Raw genomic sequence first — 16,471 nt, forward strand, 5'->3', positions numbered from 1 at the left:
CATTCGAACAGGGAGCACACAATGTTCAACTCAGCTAACGAAACCCACTTCAGCCTCAAGGTCGAAGACTACGTCGGCGACCTGCAAGTGCTGTCGTTCACCGGCACCGAAGGCATCAGCCAGGCGTATCGCTTCGACCTCGAACTGGTCAGCGAAAACCCTGATCTGGATCTGGAACAACTGCTGCACAAGCAGGCGTTTCTCGCATTCGATCCACAAGGATCCGGCATTCACGGGCAGATCTACCGCGTCGCCCAGGGCGATGCCGGCAAGCGCCTGACCCGCTACAAAGTGTCGATCGTGCCGCAACTGCAATACCTGCATCACCGCACCAACCAGCGCATCTACCAGCAGATGTCGGCGCCGAAAATCATCGCGCTGATCCTCGAAGAGCACGGCATCAAGAGCAACGCCTACAGCTTCCAGCTCAGCCAGCCGTGCCCGGATCGCGACTACTGCGTGCAGTACGACGAAACCGACCTGCATTTCGTTCAGCGCCTGTGCGAAGAGGAAGGCATTCACTACCACTTCCAGCACAGCGAAAAGGCCCACCTGCTGGTGTTCGGCGACGACCAGACCGTGTTCCAGAACCTTGGGCAGCCAACTGCTTATGTGCAGGGCAGCGGTATGGTCGCCGACGAGCCGGTGATCAAAGCCTTCAAACTGCGCCTGGAAACCCGCACCACGCGCACCACGCGCCGCGACTACGACTTCGAAAAACCGCGCCTGCGAATGGAAGCGGCCTACAAACCGGACGGCGACAGCACTGAACCGGATCTCGAAGACTACGACTACCCCGGCCGCTTCATCGACCGCGCGCGCGGCAAGTTCCTCAGCCAACGCGCCCTCGAACGCCATCGCGCCGACTACCGCCAGGCCGAAGGTCGCGGCGACCAGACCAAACTGGTCAGCGGCCACTTCATGGAAATGTCCGACCACCCGCGCAGTGAGTGGAACGACCTGTGGCTGCTCACCGAAATCTTCCACGAAGGCAAGCAGCCGCAAGTCCTCGAAGAAGGCGTGACCAGCGACACCACCGACAATAAGGACGACTTCCACCAAGGCTACCGCAACACCTTCCTCGCCACCCCGTGGGACGTGTTCTACCGCCCGGCCCTCGAACACCCGAAACCACGCGTGCTCGGCAGCCAGACCGCCATGGTCACCGGCCCCAAAGGCGAAGAAATCCACTGCGACCAATACGGCCGCATCAAAGTGCAATTCCACTGGGACCGTGAAGGCCTCGCCGATGACAAAACCAGCTGCTGGCTACGCGTCTCCAGCTCCTGGGCCGGCGACCGCTACGGCGCGATCAGCATCCCGCGCATCGGCATGGAAGTCCTCGTCACCTTCCTCGAAGGCGACCCCGACCAACCGCTGGTGACCGGCTGCCTGTACCACAAGGAAAACCCGGTGCCGTATGCCTTGCCGGCGAACAAGACTCGCAGCGTGTTCAAAACGCTTAGCTCGCCGGGGGGCGGTGGCTATAACGAGCTGCGCATTGAAGACAAGAAAGGTGCGGAGCAGATCTACATTCATGCCCAGCGTGATTGGGATGAAAACGTTGAGCATGACCAGAAGATTCGGGTCGGTAATGAACGTCATGACACGGTGGTGAAGAACACCTACACCGAGCTGAAGGCTGAAGAACACCGCACCACGATTGCTGACCGCAAGGTTGAAGCGAAGCTGGATGATCATTTGACGATTGGGCAGAACCAGCACGTGAAGCTGGGGACTGCGCAACTGACCAGTGTGGGGAAAGAGATTCACCTCAAGGCTGGGGACAAGATCGTTATTGAGGCGGGGACGGAGCTGACCATTCTTGGGGGTGGGAGCTTTATCAAGCTCGATGGCGGTGGGGTGACGGTGGTTGGGCCGGTGATCAAGATCAATGCGGGTGGCTCGGCTGGGTCGGGGACGGGCATCGGGATTACACCGCCGGTGCTGCCGGGGGCGGCGGATAAGGATAAGGCGGGGAGTTTGATGGATCAGGCGTTGGCGAATGCGGTGCCTGAGAAGGTTAAGCCGAAGGCTTTTTTTGTGTTTTCCGAGTGATCGACATGAATGGTGTTTTGAAGAAGAGCAATGGCATCGCGATAGCGGTTTTCACCGCGTCGCTGTTGAGCCTGTTTCATGGCAGCGCTTATGCGGATGAATGTCCGTCCGAGGACTTTTCCCAGTTTCTGCCGGCGTTTTCTGCGAATGCCGAAACTCAGCAGCGGTGGACTGCGATGACGGTGAAGTCGCTGGTTTTGAAACCGGTGGGAGATCATGGGGTTTTTGAGCCTAAAACGATGGGGCTTACTAGCACCAATTTAGCGTTTCCGTTGATGGCGCCTGTAGGCGCGGACAAGACTGAAGGCGTAGAGGTTGAGGAGATTGACGATAATCATTTCAACGTAGTGGATAAGCGAGCAGGTAATAGCAACATCAAGATTTTTAATTTTTCTCGCCAAGCGTGTTGGGTGCTTGAGGGGGTTGAAGATTGGTCGATCAGTGAGAAAGATCTCGTAGAGACGAGCAAGCCCCGCATGAGCGAGGCAGAGAATTTTTGCTTTCAACGTGCAGAGGCCTTTAGAGGCCTAGGGGGGCTGGAGCAGTACCGACTCACAGGTGAGTTGTTTGAAGCTTCCTTGGAAAACTATCTATGCGCAGCCGCTTCCGGTGATCCCCAGGCTAGTTTGAATGCAGCAAGCTTGAGTCTTTCCGGAATGGCTCCGCAGTTGCAAACGGAGAAGGTTGAGCAGCTATTCAAGGCAGCAGCGACCACTCTGCCTGAGGGGGCGATGAGCCTCTCGTTGTTTTATTGCGATGGAAACAACATTTCCTCCAATGGCCCTTGCCAGCATCCAGCACAGGCCGAGGAAGCGCTGACGCAAGCGGCCCGTATGGGAAGTGCTTTTGCGATAAATGCACTCGGGCGTGCCTTTGAAACTGGAGAGCTGGTAACGAAGGACATGTCCCGGGCGGTTGCGTGCTACCAAGTGGCTGCCAAAAAAGGCAGCAAAGGGTCTATCGCACATTTGGAACGTCTAAATAAACAGACCGCTGAAATTACTAAAGCGAGCTATTGCTACTGATTATTGCAGGAAGCAGAAATGACAGAGCCACTAGATTTATCAAGTAACTATACGAGTGCTAACTATAGATATAAGGAAGGAGGAGATGGTTTCGTCGTAGAAAATGGCAAAAAAATCGTCGATTGCTCTCATATGGTAAACCTGTTGCTCACAGGCGCTGGATATCAAGTTCCTTACCAGAATACGGCGGGGCTAAATAGTGCAGCCGCACTTCAATACTATGATGTAATTAGTCCTGCTAATGTGAGGCGAGGAGATATCGTACTCTGGATTAACGTAATCTCTAATCGAGATAATAAAACGCTAAATCATACGGGTATCGTAGAGCACTATGATAGTACGCTGGACTCTCAATATGGTGAGTTTTTTGGGGCGCAAAGCTCTGGTCCAGCTACTGCAAAGTTTGGTGCCTATAGCAAAGCATATTTTTGGCCAGTCCCTACAAAATTTCTAAGGGTTAAGGAATCGACTCGGACGGGGGAAGGATCCGCACCTGCGCCCGCACCTGCACCTGCACCGGTAGAATCTACACCATTAATGAATTTTCAGTACCCGTTTAGAAAAGCGGACGGATCGCAATTTAAGGATGCTGAAGAAATCTTTAAAGCACTTGAGAGTGAAAGCTCAGGTAACTTTTTACTTGGGAATCATGGATTTTGGCATGGCGGTATTCATATCACGCATAAGACTGCTCCGCAGTGTGTGAGAGATGAACCTATTCGTTGTATTGGAGATGGTGTCGTCGTAGCCTATCGGTTGAATGAGGATTATTTAAAGACTGAGTTTGAAGGTTCGAGTACTACAGAGGAATTGAAGTACTCAAATTCATTCTGCCTTGTCAAGCACGACTATAAATCACCACCTAATAAAGAGGTCGTGCCCAATACTAGTAATGAACTCGTATTTTATAGCCTGTATATGCATTTGCTACCATACCAGAGGTACGCGGATGAACCAGAACAGACGGGCCATCAGAAAATAAAGATGATCGCAAGTGGGTTTAAAGCTCGAAGCGATGTTGCTGGTGCGACTGGCTGCATCGAATACGGTTCGATTTCTGCTGGAACTCAAATTGAAATACTTGAAGAGCACTCTGATCACATCCACGCGAAAGGCAAACTAATTAAAGGTACAGTAGGTGGACGCACGCCAGGACAGGATTTCTGGTTCGCCTACAAGCAAAACGGTGTTGCATACCCAAGAGGTGATGGCAGTGCGAGCTGGAAAGCAATAACTGCACCGGAGCGAAAGAAGCCAGATTATTGGAAGGGCAAGGTCAGAGCTATAGTTACCGGCTCTGGGCTTACCTTAAGGGTAGCCCCCTCACCGCAGAGTAACGGCGCTTTAGCTGGGGCTGCAATGAGACAGGTAAATAGTCTGGGGCAAAACGAAGATTTAGTACTTTGTACAAATAGCGTAATAGAATTTGATAGTGGGAAAGTTTTTAGCCTGAAGATTGGCTCTAAGTCATACAAAATGGCGGAATGTTGCTTCGTGCCAAGTACTTCTGGCACTGCAACCGGTTTGAAAAGCCATTCCACTCCTGTCCCAGCAACTTTTTGGGCTTGTGTTGAAAAGCCTTATGTTCAACTGCTTGGATTGATTCCTACGGAGTTTGACAAGGTCGTAGCTATGGATACGGCAATTAAGGCAGGTGACGTAATCGGCTTTCTTGGTTTAAATGAAACATTGGCAGGTCCTGATGGAGGGGTTTCGAGAAGTTATCAAGTCCATGTGGAAATTTTTTCGGCAGATCCGAGAATTGAGGATTTCTTGAAAAACAAGGCAGCAGTGAAGCAAGGAAAGCAATACTTGCACTTGCCAGCGAATACAACTTTGAAAAGTAAGCCCCCTCTAACTGGGGTTGTGACAATTTCGAATGAAACCTTTGTGGAGCTTGGGAAAACTGTTATCTATAAGGACCCTGAAGAGTGGTACGAAGTAACCGTAGTTGATGAATCAGAAAGCAAATCGGGTTTGCTCAAAAAAGAAGGGGCGGAGCTTATTGCTCAGCACGACTGGGAAAAACTAGGCTTTCGCGTCGTTAAGGAATCAAATTCAAATTCTGATGGTTTTCTGGATCCTGATGATATGCCAGAATTCTTCCAGACCTTATATAACGACTTGGATCGATTTGGTAACAGAGATCAAAAAGTCACTCCCGAAGATTTCCCGATTGCACTCAAGAATATTGAGTTCAGGGATCATTGGTCAAAGCTCATTGCATATCACCCTACGGAGTGGAAATCTAAGTCGGACTCTTCCAAATGGGCGCGGCTGGATACATTGCTGGAGAATTACCCATCTGTTCTAAGTCACGAAAAAGAACGAATAGATAGTTTAATATTTTGGGATGATTCAGTTATACAGTCTAAAGGCTTAGGTGATGGCGTTTTATGGCATTTTCATCCAATTGCATTTCTTGGTAATCAGATCGGTAGTCGCGGAAAAATAAAGATCACCGTCGAGATGTTAAAAAGGGTATTTGAAGGACTAAAAAATACCTCTGAACAAGATGTCTTATTGGCGGAAGTTGCCACCCAGCTAAATGAAAACTGTGAAAGATATAAATTAGATACTCCGTTGAGGTTGAGTCACTTTTTTGCTCAGGTAAGGCAGGAAATTGGATCGAAGTGCGCGGTGGTAGAGGACTTTACCTATGGAGTGCCTGGCCTAAAGGGTACATTTAAGTATTTTAGGGATCACCCTGATGAAGCAACACTTTATGGATATCCAGGATCTAATAAATATGTGTCTCACGAAAATCAGATCGCGATAGCGAATCGAGCATATGGCGGGAAATTAGGTAACGGCAATATATCGTCTGGTGAGGGGTGGAAATATCGTGGTAGAGGTCTTAAACATTTAACGGGTAAAGCAAACTATCAAGCCTTTAAGGATTATCATAAAACGTTCTGGGATGAAGAAGTTGATTTTGTTGGTCAGCCGGATATCTTGCATACACAGTTTAAATACTCTGTTCGTTCGGGTGTTTATTTCTGGCTTAAAAACAATATTTTTGTAGAAGCGGATAAGGGTGATGCGGACGAAAACGTAGATGCTGTTACTCGTATTATTAACAGAGATACTGATAGTTATGATGAACGTCGGAAGCATTTCCAGAGGATATATAAAAATGAAAAAATATTTGAAACTGTCTAAAATTCGTTGCATTTTTGCGATGGTCATAAGCTTGGTCGTATCCAATGTGTTAGCAGATGCGGCACCTACATTGAGTGAGTTTCATCCAGCGGTCGTGGCTTCAGTAGGAGAAAAAAAGATTGCAGTGTTCTTTTTAAAAAATAGTCTGAAAAAACTGGTGAACGGAGAGTATGTTGCTGACGCCGAAATATATTATTCTCCGATTGGTTCAGATAAAACATTTTTCAAATATGTTTGGAAAGTTGAGGGTGATCAAATTGCCTCCGTCTTCTTCTACGATTGGAAATCTCCGGAGCGACGCGGTAAATCAATGTATGTCTTGGTGAAGAGCAAGCTGTCTGACTCCGCGTTTGATGGTTTTTCGTATTCAGTCATGGAGCTTCCGCTCAGGGTCGATGGTGAAAACGCTTCATTGCTCTATTTCACAGGTGACCCATCTGATCCAGCTTTGGAAAACTGCAAGGATGGAAAGGACTTAGTTTCTGGAGCGAAGGTGGTTTGCAGTTATAAAGACGCTGCAAGTATTAAAAAATATTTTACCGCGCAGGATAAATGAAATTTCGAAGTCGCATGGGGGTTCGGCTTTGTTAGTTTCGTGCGATGGCTATTTTATCGTTGAGCATGAGTAAATCTGCCCCGTTTGGGTGAAATGGAGACATGGGTGAAATGGGGACAGTGAAATGGGGGCAGACCACGATTTTAGCAATTACCCGAAAAACGCGGTCTGTCCCTTTTTTCTTTTATGGTCTGTCCTCTTTTTCTTTTAGCCTGTTATCAAATGGCGGCTGACAAAGGTGACCAGTTGGGCGTCTTCAACGTGGGGCGATTGGGATCGTCAGCCACGGCGCCGATCAAAGCCAGCCACTGCATTTGAATTTCGAGGGGCTGTTTGAGGCGGTTTTTGCAAAAGTTTTGTCTGAATCCCTCACGCTAAAACGTTTAACGCTCGAGCATCTGACGACCGCGATTTTCCTTTAAACTCCCCACCCCCAAGGAACGCGCTCAGGACACGGAATGCCAGCCTCTTCTTCCTCGCTTCGCCCAGCGTTGGTGCTTTGGCTATATGCCGCTGCGATCACGCACATCCTCGCCGGTCTTACCCTGACCTGGGCCGGTGACTCCGGCTTGCTCGATGGCTACCTGCAAGTCCTCGAACTGTCGTTCTGGGATGCCGATGCGGTTCCCACCGCCGGCCACGAACAACAAGTCTGGTGGCTCGCGCTGTTCGGCGCGACGCTGCAAAGTTATTCGCTGTACATGCTCGCGCTGGTGCACTTGGGCAATCGCTTGAAAACCCCGGCAGTCTGGGGCTGGTTGAGCGCCGGCATCCTGTTATGGGCGCCGCAGGACATGTGGCTTTCAGCGCAACAACGGGTCTGGTCGCACCTGTGGCTCGACGGTTTTGCGTTGCTGGTGTTGGTGCCGCCGTTATTCTGGCTGTATCGGCATGACCGCCGGAAATCCCCTTCAGAAAAGACTCCGAGCCAATCCAACCCGTTTGCCGGCGGCGCTTTCAAGCGTGTGCTAATCACCGGCGGCACCGGGTTCATCGGTGAAACCTTGGTCAATCAATTACTCGACGCCGGCCACTCGGTCAGCGTACTGACGCGCGATCCGTGGAGCGCGGCCAATCTATTCAACGGCCGCGTCCGCTGTGTGCATTCGTTCAGCGAACTCAGCCACGACGAAGCATTCGACGTAGTGATCAATCTCGCCGGCGCCCCCGTCGCCGGCCCACGCTGGACTCCCAAGCGTCAGGCGCAACTGCTCGCCAGTCGAGTCGGCACCACCGAAGCGTTGATGACCTGGCTGAAAAACACCAAGCACAAACCAACGCTATGGATTCAAGCCTCGGCCATCGGCTTCTACGGCGTGCGCGACGCCAGTGAAAACCTCGACGAACACGCCAGCAAGGGTGACGGTTTCATGGCCGAACTCTGTGCGCGTTGGGAAGCCGCCGCGCAACCGGCCACGGAATTTGGCGTGCGTCAGGTGGTGCTGCGCCTCGGCGTGGTGTTTGGCCCCGGCGGTGCGTTGACGCCGTTGCTGCTGCCGTTCCGCCTGGGTTTCGGCGGGCGCATGGGTGACGGTCAGCAGATCATGAGCTGGGTACATCGCGACGATGTGCTTCAGGTGATCGCGCGGGCTTTCAACGGCGAAAATCTGCGTGGCACCTACAACATGGTCGCGCCCGAAACGGTCAGTCAGGCGGCGTTCGCCGAGCAGGCCGGCAATGTCCTCAAGCGTCCGGTGTGGTTGCACATTCCCGCTGCGCCAGTGCGTGCAATAGCGGGGGAGATGGCGCAGTTGTTCTTCGACGGTCAGCGCGTGGTGCCGCAGCGTTTGACCGAGGCAGGCTACACATTCCGCTATTCAACCCTCGACGCCGCTCTGCGCGATCTGACCTGAGGATCGCTCATGAGCAAGCCGTTGATGTACCTGCTGGCCGGCAACGGCAGCGCTGCCGATTGGTGGGATGACGCGCTGCCGCACTTTCAGCGCTACGACGTGGTGCCGCTGGAATTGCCGGGCTTCGGCGCCAATCCGCTGCCACCCAGCGAGGATCTGGCGGACTACGCGCAGACCTTGTTGGCGATGACGCAGAAGGGCAGCGCGATCATGGCAGTCGGGGTCAATGCGTTGCTGGTGTTGCATGCGTTGCAACGTCGTCCCGGGCACTTTTCCCGCAGTGTTTTGCTGGCGCCGGTGGGGGCGTTTCTCTGGCAGCGGCGGTTGCCGGCGCTGATGTCACCGCTGCCGATTCGCAAGACCATCCACTGGTTGCTGTCGAACAAACCCACGCTGTTCGCGCGCAAGTTTTCCAACCAGACTTGGACACCCGCGCAGTACCAGCGCATGGGCGCCGGTTATGCGCGCTGCCGTGCGTTCGTACCGCACTGGGATTTGGTTCGCGCCGACACTGCGCTGCCGCTGCTGGAGTGGATCACCGATCCGGTCGAGCTGGTCTGGGGCGATCAGGACGCGGTGCTCGGCATCGAGCAAGCGGCGGCGTGGTCGGCGATTCTTGCGCGCGCTGATCTGACCATCAGCCTCAAATCTGGTTGGGGTCATTACCCGTGGATCGACTCGCCTGCGCAGATCGCGCAGTGGCTGGAGTCGGGCGAGCGCGGGTTTGTCGCGCACACCAAGGGTGGGCGTTTGCGCCTGGCTGAACTGGCCCGGCAAGCGGTACCGGCAGCGCTGACCCTCAACGATTGCACCGATCCGCGTCTGCCGGCATTTCTCGTCGCCCAACCTGATGTGACCTGGGCGGTGCGATCCTCCAGTTACGGTGAAGATCAGGCCGACTCGGCGAATGCCGGTTTGAGCACCACCTATCTGCGCGAGCCGTCCGCCAATGTGCCGAAACGCATTGCCGAACTGACGGCCGAAGGTGTCGAGGAAGTGGTGGTGCAGCGCTTCATCACGCCGGTCGTTTCCGGCATCGCTTTCGTGCGCCATCTCTCGGTAGAACTTGAGTGGGTGGAAGGCCATCTCGAATCGCTGGCCGACGGTCACGTCAGCCCCTCGCGGGCAACGCTTTCGCGGCTCGGCGATGCCTGGCGCAGCGGCACGTTCACGCCGTCCCACGGTTTGACCGAAGACCTGCTCTGGCGCTTTTTGCAAGACGTACTGCGCGTGTTCCACTACGTGCCCGGCGATGTCGAATGGGCCTGGGACGGCTCACAACTGTGGCTGCTGCAATACCGGCCGATCAGCGATTACGGCTGGCGCAGACACCTGACCGCCGCGAACATCGCCGAGATCCTGCCGCCGCAACCGAGCGTGCTGGTGGAATACGCCCAGCGCCGAGCAGCCGCGAGTATTCCGGCGATCATGGCGCGTTGGGATGCGCGGGTGTTGCAGGACAACGAGCCGTTCACCGCAGTGTTCGGCGGCGCGTCCTACATCAACAATGATTTGTTCCTCGCCCGGTTGGCCGGCTGGGGCATCAGCGCCGATAACTACGCTGGTGAAGTTGGCGGCGCGACGCCACATCTGCCGTGGCAACCGCTGAAGATGCTGCGTTCGTTGCCGCTGTTTTTGCGTATGCAACGCAAGGCTCGCGGCCATTTGCTGAATCTTGAAAACGGCTTGCAGCGCTTCGATCGGGAACTGGCCGAACTCGTCGCCCAAGCTGCCGATGGCCAACAACTAGCGGACTGGTTCACCCGGTTTTACGTGTTCGTGGTGCAAGGCAATCTGTGCATCGCCACAGCGCTGGCGAGCAGCGGCGGTGATTGGCTGGGCCGCCCGCCAACCGCTTACGACAACCTTGAAAACAGTCCTCACCGCTTGCCTTGGGAAACCGATCCGGCCACCCCTCGGCCCGCGTCGAGCGATCTGCCGCTACAGCCATTCCCGCAATGGCCAGGGCTGATCCGCCTCGCGCATTCGACTGGCCTGCCGGGCCTGCGCGGTTACTACCTGCAAGTGCGCGAGTGGTATCGCGACAACCTCATGCGCATCTTCTTTCGTCTGCACCACGCCATGCCACTGGCGGATCGCGAGCACTGGTTTGCGCCGCATCCGGATGTGCGCACCCGCGATGGCAGCTTTTGGCAGGACGGTCGCGAAGGTGCGGAGCAGGCCACCGGGTTCATGATTTATCCGGGGCAGGTGCAGGGCATTTTGGGCGAGGATATTTTGCTCGAAGACACCCTCGATCCGGGGCGGCACGCGCATTACCAAACGGCGCGGGCAGTGATTGCACGGATGGGGGGGCGGCTGTCGCATGGCTCGACGTTGCTGCGCGAATTGCGCAAGCCATCGGCGGTGATGCCGCAGGTGGATCCGGCGTGGGTGGGGTGTGAGGTGTTGTATCGGGATGGTGAGTTGGAATTGATCAATTCGAAGGATGCGAAGTGAAACGATTGCTGGTGTTATGTGTGAGCTGGTTGCCGATAGCGGTTATGGCGGCAGATGTTTGCAATCAGGAAGCTGACTCAAAATATTTCTTATCGCAATGGTCGCAGAGCAGTGAACATCCGGAAGACATACTTTCCAGTCTCGATGGAAAAGAATTTTCTATCGATCCGGGCCACGTGGTTTTTCGCGGCGATCTAAATGGCGATGGCATCGAAGACTTCATCTTCAATTCCCGCGTCGGCATTGGCTCATCAATGGATAGCACATTCGCCTTCCTGATCCAGTGCCGTGGTTATTTGAGGTATTCGGGCGGCGATTACTTCGCCGGGGTCAAAGTTCTGGACGGACCAGCCAAGGGGGGAGGTGAGTTCAAGGACATCGAGATCTACTCCTACATCAGGGACAAGCGCGGGCGGATTCGCTACAAGGGTGAAAAGGCCATGACCCGGCCACATCTGTGGCAATTCGACCCGCAGACACAGCGTTACGAAGGGCAGGCTGAGTAAGCCGACGGTCCCCCACGGCATTTACGGAGTTACTACGTGAAAGGATTTTCGATTGTTCTCGGCAGCTTGATATTGGCTGCCGCGTCCATGGCATTCGCTGTCGAACCAACCTTTAAGGATTACACCGTCACACCTGTTTTCACCGGCCCCAACCATAAACTGGTGCCGCAAGAAAACAGCAGCCCAATGATGGATCAGGCACGGGTGCAAGCCCTGAAAGGCAAGGTCAACTTCGCCGGCCATTACATCCTGCACAGGCTCGGCTGTGGCGGCAGCGCCATTTGCGGCGAAGTGCTGGATGCTCAGACTGGGGAAGTCGTTGGCGGTCTGCCGAATGCTTACGACGGCAGCACGTTCGGCATGGCATATCAGCCCGACAGCCGCATGATCATCGTCTCCGGCATCACGCTCGACGGCGAAGAAGATGCGCAGGGGAATGCTTTGGAAAGTGGTAACCGGGACCGTTACTACGAATTTGTGAACAACGAATTCCGGCTGCTGAGCATGACCGACGTGGAATCGTCGCCGATGGATGAGGAGTGAGTGGATGAACCGTCTTCTCGCGGGCAGTCTTTCGCTGCTGCTCTCTCTGCCAGCTCTCGCCGCGCCTTCGGACGCCTTTACCCAGCGCGATGTCATGCAGTGCGGCGGTGTTGAAGTGGTGTTGGTGTCGTCCTGCCGATCGGTGACGGTGGATGGTGCGCAAACCCACGTCATCCCGGTCTGCTCCGACCAGACCATCAACATCGGTAGCAAGGCGTTTCGACGCGATATCAGCAAAGTTTCACAACTCACTTCCGACGGTGCGAAGACGAAGATGTTGAGCAATGTCGTTGTGGCGATGGATTGCGTGGAAGGCACCAAGGGCAGTCTTGTTTCGATAGGCGGCTATGGCGGTTGTGGTGCCTGCGCGGAATGGCATGGGTATTACTCGACAGCAGGGCGATTGGAGCAATACAGCTTCGATAATAACCAGCGCTCGTTTGGCTCGAAGGGATCTCGGGACGAGCTGATCAAGGCCTATGGCGTTACGAAGAGACAGTTAGTGTCAGAAAGCCCGGCGGTGAAGAGGATCGTCTATGGCCAGCCTTAAGTGGGTGTTGATGATCAGCAGCTTGTTCAGCGCTACCAATGTCTTTGCCGTTGACCCGCCAATAGTGGGAGCCGCCGGAAACACAGTGACGTTCCAGGCAAAAAAATGGACTTCACCCGTCGTGGAATCTACCACTGCCTGGTTCACCGCGAATGGAAAAACGCTCCCGTTGTTCCATGCCGGCATTGGTGCCCAGGCTTACCCTGAATGGCTCAGCCCTGACAAAAAATTTCTACTGGCGACTGCGGTGGAGTACGGCGTAGTTATAGGTGAGAACGGTGAGGAAATAGCGACATCACAAGGGCATTGCGATGTGATCTCGATGGAAACCGGTTGCGTGCTTGCTGAGAGTTACGAGCGGTTTTGTGAGGGTAAATGGGTAGGCAAGCAATGGGTTTCCGAAGAGGGCGAGGTGCTCAATCCTGTCTTGGTGACTAAGTCACCCAAGGACCTGCTGGAAAATGCTTCGAGCATTGAGCCGGCGCAGTCCCGAGCAGAGTCCATCGAATGGAGCCTGAGCTTTTTAAGCCCGGAATCCTACATGGCGTGCCATCCCCCGGCGCAAAATGTTCAGGCTTACAACGACCTTGGTTTCTACTTGGCCGAGGGCGGCAACGATGAGTTGGCGCTGAAGTTTTATCGCGGCGTTGAAGCTGTCGGCAAACGCACAGTGCTGATGCTGAACATGGCTGATTCACTCTGGCGACTTGATCGGCAAGAAGAAGCGCAGCGTTATTACCGCGAATACCGCGACGCGATGAGTGCCGCCGATAAAGCGCAGAAGATTCCGCAACGCGTCGTTGAGCGATCTGAAATTCAGGGACTGAAACAGTGAATATGTTCTTCCGCTTTATCGTGTTGAGCCTTGGGCTGCTAACCACTTCATGCGCGCTTGCTGCGCCCCAAGTCCTGAAGGAAATTCCGGCTAGCTTGCTGGGTGATGCATCACGGCAAAAGGTATTTGTTCTGACAGGGGATGCGGACGAGGCCTCCAACCGGTTGTTGATCGCGCCGGTGCAGGCACGTAATGAGGAAATTTTGCTCGATACGTCGAAGGCGCTGCCTCTGATCAAGAGTCAGTACTCGTCCGCTCTTCAGGGTGTCTTCAGCGTCCATGTAGTCAAAGGTCGCCCCGGCGTCATGACTGTCATTGATCCGCAGTCTGAGGAAGCTGTCGTCAAGCAGCCGTTCGTTGAGGATGGGGATTACATCGCGCTGGTAACCAGCGAAGAAGATAACGCGGTTTACAACTTCAACCTGTTGTTCGCCTTCAACAGAGGTTCAAAGCAGTTTGAGCTGAAAGCTCTGCTGGAAGTGGCGAACAACGACTCCTGTGATCGGTCGCTTGTCAGCGTAGTGGAGTTGCCGGTGCAGACATTGGGCCCCATCACTCTCGCTTCTTTCGATGGGCGTGAAGCACTGCAGAAGCTGCAGGTTGCTCGTACTGGCAGTATTGAGGGCGTTAGAAAGAAATTGATGACCGTCAATTCGGCTGATTTGCTGGATATGGCGCTGGCAGCCTACCGAAAGGGTGATGACTCTTCCTTCAAGGATACGATGAGCTACGCGTTGATGGGCGGTGGCTCGCATGACACTTGTCCCCCGGATAGCTATATCGTCGCAAAGTACTACTACCCGCAGCGTCCCGGCTGGTCCAACGACCTCGGGTTTTTACTGGGCGAGGCGGGTTACTACGCTGAGTCGATTGAGTTGCTCAATGCAGTGATTGCCAACCACCCAAACAGGACGGTTGCTTACCTGAATCTCGCTGACAGTTATTGGGCCGTGAACGATAAAGAGCGGGCGGTGGCGGCGTACAAGCAATACGCATCGCGAATGTCTGAAGCGGGGAAGGTTTCGAAGATCCCAGCGAGGGTGGGTGAGCGCAGTGCTGGAGTCTCCAAGAAATGATTCGGGCCCTATTCCCGTAAAGTTCGCAGAAATGCACTTTCAATTGCCCATAAGTCGCTAAGGAATGATCGGTTTGAAATCGTCGTTTGCGTTTATTTCTGCGCTTCTTCTAATACCGCTGACTGCCCTAGGTGAGGTTACCACCGAGGTTTCCTGCTTCCGTTCGTTGGAAGGCAAGAACATCAATTTCGAGTTTCGATCCTATTACGACACCGTCTCACGGTGGAGCGGAGCAGGGGTCAAGTACACGAAGTCCCGAAAGGTCATTCCCCTTGTCTATCGGAGTGTCGAAGAGGAAGTCATGGCAGAGGGGCGGCCTTCTCAGTTCACGACAACTTGGGTAGAAGTGTCCGAAGACTCGCTGACAGGCGAATATGAAATGGTCAGCCAGGGTGCTCGAATTTACGGGATGACTTACACGAACTACAAATCCGGAAAGAAGTATTCATTTGAACAAGACATCACCATGGATGCATCTCCAGAGACAGGCTGTCGGTGGTAAGACAGGGATCATCGAGAAAGGGGGCTCAACGCCCCCTCTTTTTCATCCGCGAATCTCGCTAAAACTTGGCCGCCATGTTCCGCACTTCAATGTGATCAAGCGTCCCTTCCACCATCAATCTCACCCCGTCCGCCATTCTGCTCAATGCCAGTGCAACCGAGCGGCGGGAGCCGTCTATGTCGTCCGCAAGATCAGCAGCGATGATGCTGATGGACAGCAGATCTTCCGAGGCGTTGGCCAGGAGGGCTTCCGCGTCGATGTCCGGGTTCAGGCTGAACAAGCCTTCGCGGCGTGGGACCGGTGGATGGCCGGGGTTGCCCAAATGGTGATCGAGGGCGCGTTCGGCGGCTTCGTGTAGTTTTCTTGAATCGAAGGATTCGTAGGGGGAGGTGTCCTCGGTGCTGGTAGTTGAATTGGTCATCGGTGTAAATCCCTTGGAGTAAGAAGAAATTGCTCCCGAATTCGGACTTGCACATCCGGTCACCGAATACCCGATGACGCAGAAAGCCTATCGGTGATCTTCGAGCTCGCCTAGTTCATGGACAGCCCCGCACTTCGCAGGAAATTTCCCATAGATTCGCGGGGCGGAAGATCAAAAGATCGCAGCCTTCGCCAGCTCCTACAGGGATGTGTTTCAACAGGTGTAGGAAAGGTGAGTGGTGAGACGCGGAGCGTCTCGGGATGCATTCCCACGCGGAGCGGGGGAACGATCGGGGGTGGAACCTTGAATCGTGACTTGGCAGTCATCGTGCGCGAAATGGTCTGCATCATCCTCCAACAGCGTCAGATACTGGCGTTATCGTCCGAATCCCTTACACTGCCCCGGCCGTTCATTTTCCTTTTGAGGCTGTGCGCATGAAATTTCGTTTTCTTCTGTGGATGATGGGTTTGTTGATGGGTAAGGCCAGCCGGACAAATCCTGCGTTCCAGCAGCAGCTGGGTGACAAGGATCTGGTGTTTCAATTGCAGACGCTGGATGGGAAAGTGGCGCGGCATTTTGTGGTGAAGAATCAGCGCATCACCAGCAAGTCTGGCGTGGTGGCGGAGCCGGCGTTTGCGATTGCGTTTAAAGATGCCGGTTATGGCTTTGCCACGATGCAGGCGAAGAACAAGCAGTTGGCGTTTATGCAGGGGATTCAGGACAAGTCGATCCAGCTGAAGGGTAATCCGGCGCTGGTGATGTGGTTTCAGGGGTTGATGAAGTACTTGGTGCCGAGGAAGGCTAAGCCTAAGGCTTGAGCCTTTGGTGACGCGGAGCGTCACGGGATGCATTCCCACGTGGGGCGTGGGAACGATCCGGGGCGGTCAGGGAGACCGAGTTGGATTCTTCGCGAGCAGGCTCGCT

At 54.2% G+C, this 16,471-nt stretch carries 14 protein-coding genes; 13 read left to right on the plus strand and 1 reads right to left on the minus strand.

Features of this window, described 5'->3' with window-relative positions; all coding sequences use genetic code 11:
• Positions 1 to 21 precede the first annotated feature (21 nt).
• The 12 genes from AC4IHP_RS01270 to AC4IHP_RS01325 all read left to right on the plus strand — a co-directional run bounded on the left by AC4IHP_RS01270 (position 22) and on the right by AC4IHP_RS01325 (position 15,126).
• Positions 22 to 2,058: a type VI secretion system Vgr family protein gene (locus AC4IHP_RS01270; protein WP_490830686.1), complete on the plus strand. Its 2,037-nt coding sequence runs from the start codon at positions 22 to 24 to the stop codon at positions 2,056 to 2,058.
• 5 nt (positions 2,059 to 2,063) lie between these two features.
• A complete protein-coding gene (locus tag AC4IHP_RS01275; RefSeq protein ID WP_039757346.1) occupies positions 2,064 to 3,083 on the plus strand; it encodes a tetratricopeptide repeat protein in 1,020 nt (339 codons plus the stop codon).
• Positions 3,084 to 3,101: 18 nt separating this feature from the next.
• Entirely contained in the window at positions 3,102 to 6,245 is a 3,144-nt protein-coding gene (locus AC4IHP_RS01280; protein WP_490830687.1) for a glycoside hydrolase family 19 protein, read from the plus strand.
• A complete protein-coding gene (locus tag AC4IHP_RS01285; protein WP_136493193.1) occupies positions 6,220 to 6,801 on the plus strand; it encodes a hypothetical protein in 582 nt (193 codons plus the stop codon). Before AC4IHP_RS01280 ends, AC4IHP_RS01285 begins: the two co-directional genes overlap by 26 nt.
• A 458-nt stretch (positions 6,802 to 7,259) precedes the next feature.
• The gene (locus AC4IHP_RS01290) at positions 7,260 to 8,654 is read left to right on the plus strand and encodes a TIGR01777 family oxidoreductase (RefSeq protein ID WP_490830688.1); all 1,395 of its coding nucleotides are present in this window, start codon (positions 7,260 to 7,262) and stop codon (positions 8,652 to 8,654) included.
• Between the two features lie 9 nt (positions 8,655 to 8,663).
• On the plus strand, positions 8,664 to 11,114 hold the full coding sequence (locus tag AC4IHP_RS01295; protein WP_490830689.1) for an alpha/beta hydrolase: 2,451 nt from the start codon (positions 8,664 to 8,666) through the stop codon (positions 11,112 to 11,114).
• Complete coding sequence (locus tag AC4IHP_RS01300) at positions 11,111 to 11,620, plus strand: hypothetical protein (protein ID WP_463385278.1); 510 nt, start codon at positions 11,111 to 11,113, stop codon at positions 11,618 to 11,620. The genes AC4IHP_RS01295 and AC4IHP_RS01300 overlap by 4 nt, the downstream gene beginning before the upstream one ends.
• 87 nt (positions 11,621 to 11,707) lie before the next feature.
• The gene (locus AC4IHP_RS01305; protein ID WP_490830788.1) at positions 11,708 to 12,163 is read left to right on the plus strand and encodes a hypothetical protein; all 456 of its coding nucleotides are present in this window, start codon (positions 11,708 to 11,710) and stop codon (positions 12,161 to 12,163) included.
• Between the two features lie 4 nt (positions 12,164 to 12,167).
• Positions 12,168 to 12,713 (plus strand): hypothetical protein, encoded by a 546-nt coding sequence (locus tag AC4IHP_RS01310; protein ID WP_490830690.1) that lies wholly within the window; start codon positions 12,168 to 12,170, stop codon positions 12,711 to 12,713.
• A complete protein-coding gene (locus AC4IHP_RS01315; protein ID WP_490830691.1) occupies positions 12,700 to 13,548 on the plus strand; it encodes a tetratricopeptide repeat protein in 849 nt (282 codons plus the stop codon). The genes AC4IHP_RS01310 and AC4IHP_RS01315 overlap by 14 nt, the downstream gene beginning before the upstream one ends.
• A gap of 2 nt (positions 13,549 to 13,550) precedes the next feature.
• On the plus strand, positions 13,551 to 14,624 hold the full coding sequence (locus AC4IHP_RS01320; protein ID WP_490830789.1) for a tetratricopeptide repeat protein: 1,074 nt from the start codon (positions 13,551 to 13,553) through the stop codon (positions 14,622 to 14,624).
• A 64-nt stretch (positions 14,625 to 14,688) separates the two neighbouring features.
• Positions 14,689 to 15,126: a hypothetical protein gene (locus AC4IHP_RS01325; protein WP_101161659.1), complete on the plus strand. Its 438-nt coding sequence runs from the start codon at positions 14,689 to 14,691 to the stop codon at positions 15,124 to 15,126.
• 58 nt (positions 15,127 to 15,184) lie between these two features.
• Here AC4IHP_RS01325 and AC4IHP_RS01330 read toward each other — a convergent pair whose 3' ends face one another.
• Positions 15,185 to 15,547 carry a DUF6124 family protein gene (locus AC4IHP_RS01330; RefSeq protein ID WP_490830692.1) on the minus strand — a complete coding sequence of 121 codons (363 nt, stop codon included), beginning with the start codon at positions 15,545 to 15,547 and terminating at the stop codon, positions 15,185 to 15,187.
• A 434-nt stretch (positions 15,548 to 15,981) separates the two neighbouring features.
• On the opposite strand from AC4IHP_RS01330, the gene AC4IHP_RS01335 reads away from it, so the two are divergent.
• Positions 15,982 to 16,365, plus strand: a complete 384-nt coding sequence (locus AC4IHP_RS01335) for a helicase (protein WP_064389575.1) — start codon at positions 15,982 to 15,984, stop codon at positions 16,363 to 16,365.
• The last annotated feature ends 106 nt before the right edge of the window (positions 16,366 to 16,471 follow it).

This window comes from Pseudomonas sp. UF-293, assembly GCF_058245595.1.

Bases quoted from the DNA above. Each gene is read 5' to 3' on its own strand.
- AC4IHP_RS01270 (WP_490830686.1), top strand. From the start codon at position 22: ATGTTCAACTCAGCTAACGAAACCCACTTCAGCCTCAAGGTCGAAGAC.
- AC4IHP_RS01275 (WP_039757346.1), top strand. From the start codon at position 2,064: ATGAATGGTGTTTTGAAGAAGAGCAATGGCATCGCGATAGCGGTTTTC.
- AC4IHP_RS01280 (WP_490830687.1), top strand. From the start codon at position 3,102: ATGACAGAGCCACTAGATTTATCAAGTAACTATACGAGTGCTAACTAT.
- AC4IHP_RS01285 (WP_136493193.1), top strand. From the start codon at position 6,220: ATGAAAAAATATTTGAAACTGTCTAAAATTCGTTGCATTTTTGCGATG.
- AC4IHP_RS01290 (WP_490830688.1), top strand. From the start codon at position 7,260: ATGCCAGCCTCTTCTTCCTCGCTTCGCCCAGCGTTGGTGCTTTGGCTA.
- AC4IHP_RS01295 (WP_490830689.1), top strand. From the start codon at position 8,664: ATGAGCAAGCCGTTGATGTACCTGCTGGCCGGCAACGGCAGCGCTGCC.
- AC4IHP_RS01305 (WP_490830788.1), top strand. From the start codon at position 11,708: ATGGCATTCGCTGTCGAACCAACCTTTAAGGATTACACCGTCACACCT.
- AC4IHP_RS01310 (WP_490830690.1), top strand. From the start codon at position 12,168: ATGAACCGTCTTCTCGCGGGCAGTCTTTCGCTGCTGCTCTCTCTGCCA.
- AC4IHP_RS01315 (WP_490830691.1), top strand. From the start codon at position 12,700: ATGGCCAGCCTTAAGTGGGTGTTGATGATCAGCAGCTTGTTCAGCGCT.
- AC4IHP_RS01320 (WP_490830789.1), top strand. From the start codon at position 13,551: ATGTTCTTCCGCTTTATCGTGTTGAGCCTTGGGCTGCTAACCACTTCA.
- AC4IHP_RS01325 (WP_101161659.1), top strand. From the start codon at position 14,689: ATGATCGGTTTGAAATCGTCGTTTGCGTTTATTTCTGCGCTTCTTCTA.
- AC4IHP_RS01330 (WP_490830692.1), bottom strand. From the start codon at position 15,547: ATGACCAATTCAACTACCAGCACCGAGGACACCTCCCCCTACGAATCC.
- AC4IHP_RS01335 (WP_064389575.1), top strand. From the start codon at position 15,982: ATGAAATTTCGTTTTCTTCTGTGGATGATGGGTTTGTTGATGGGTAAG.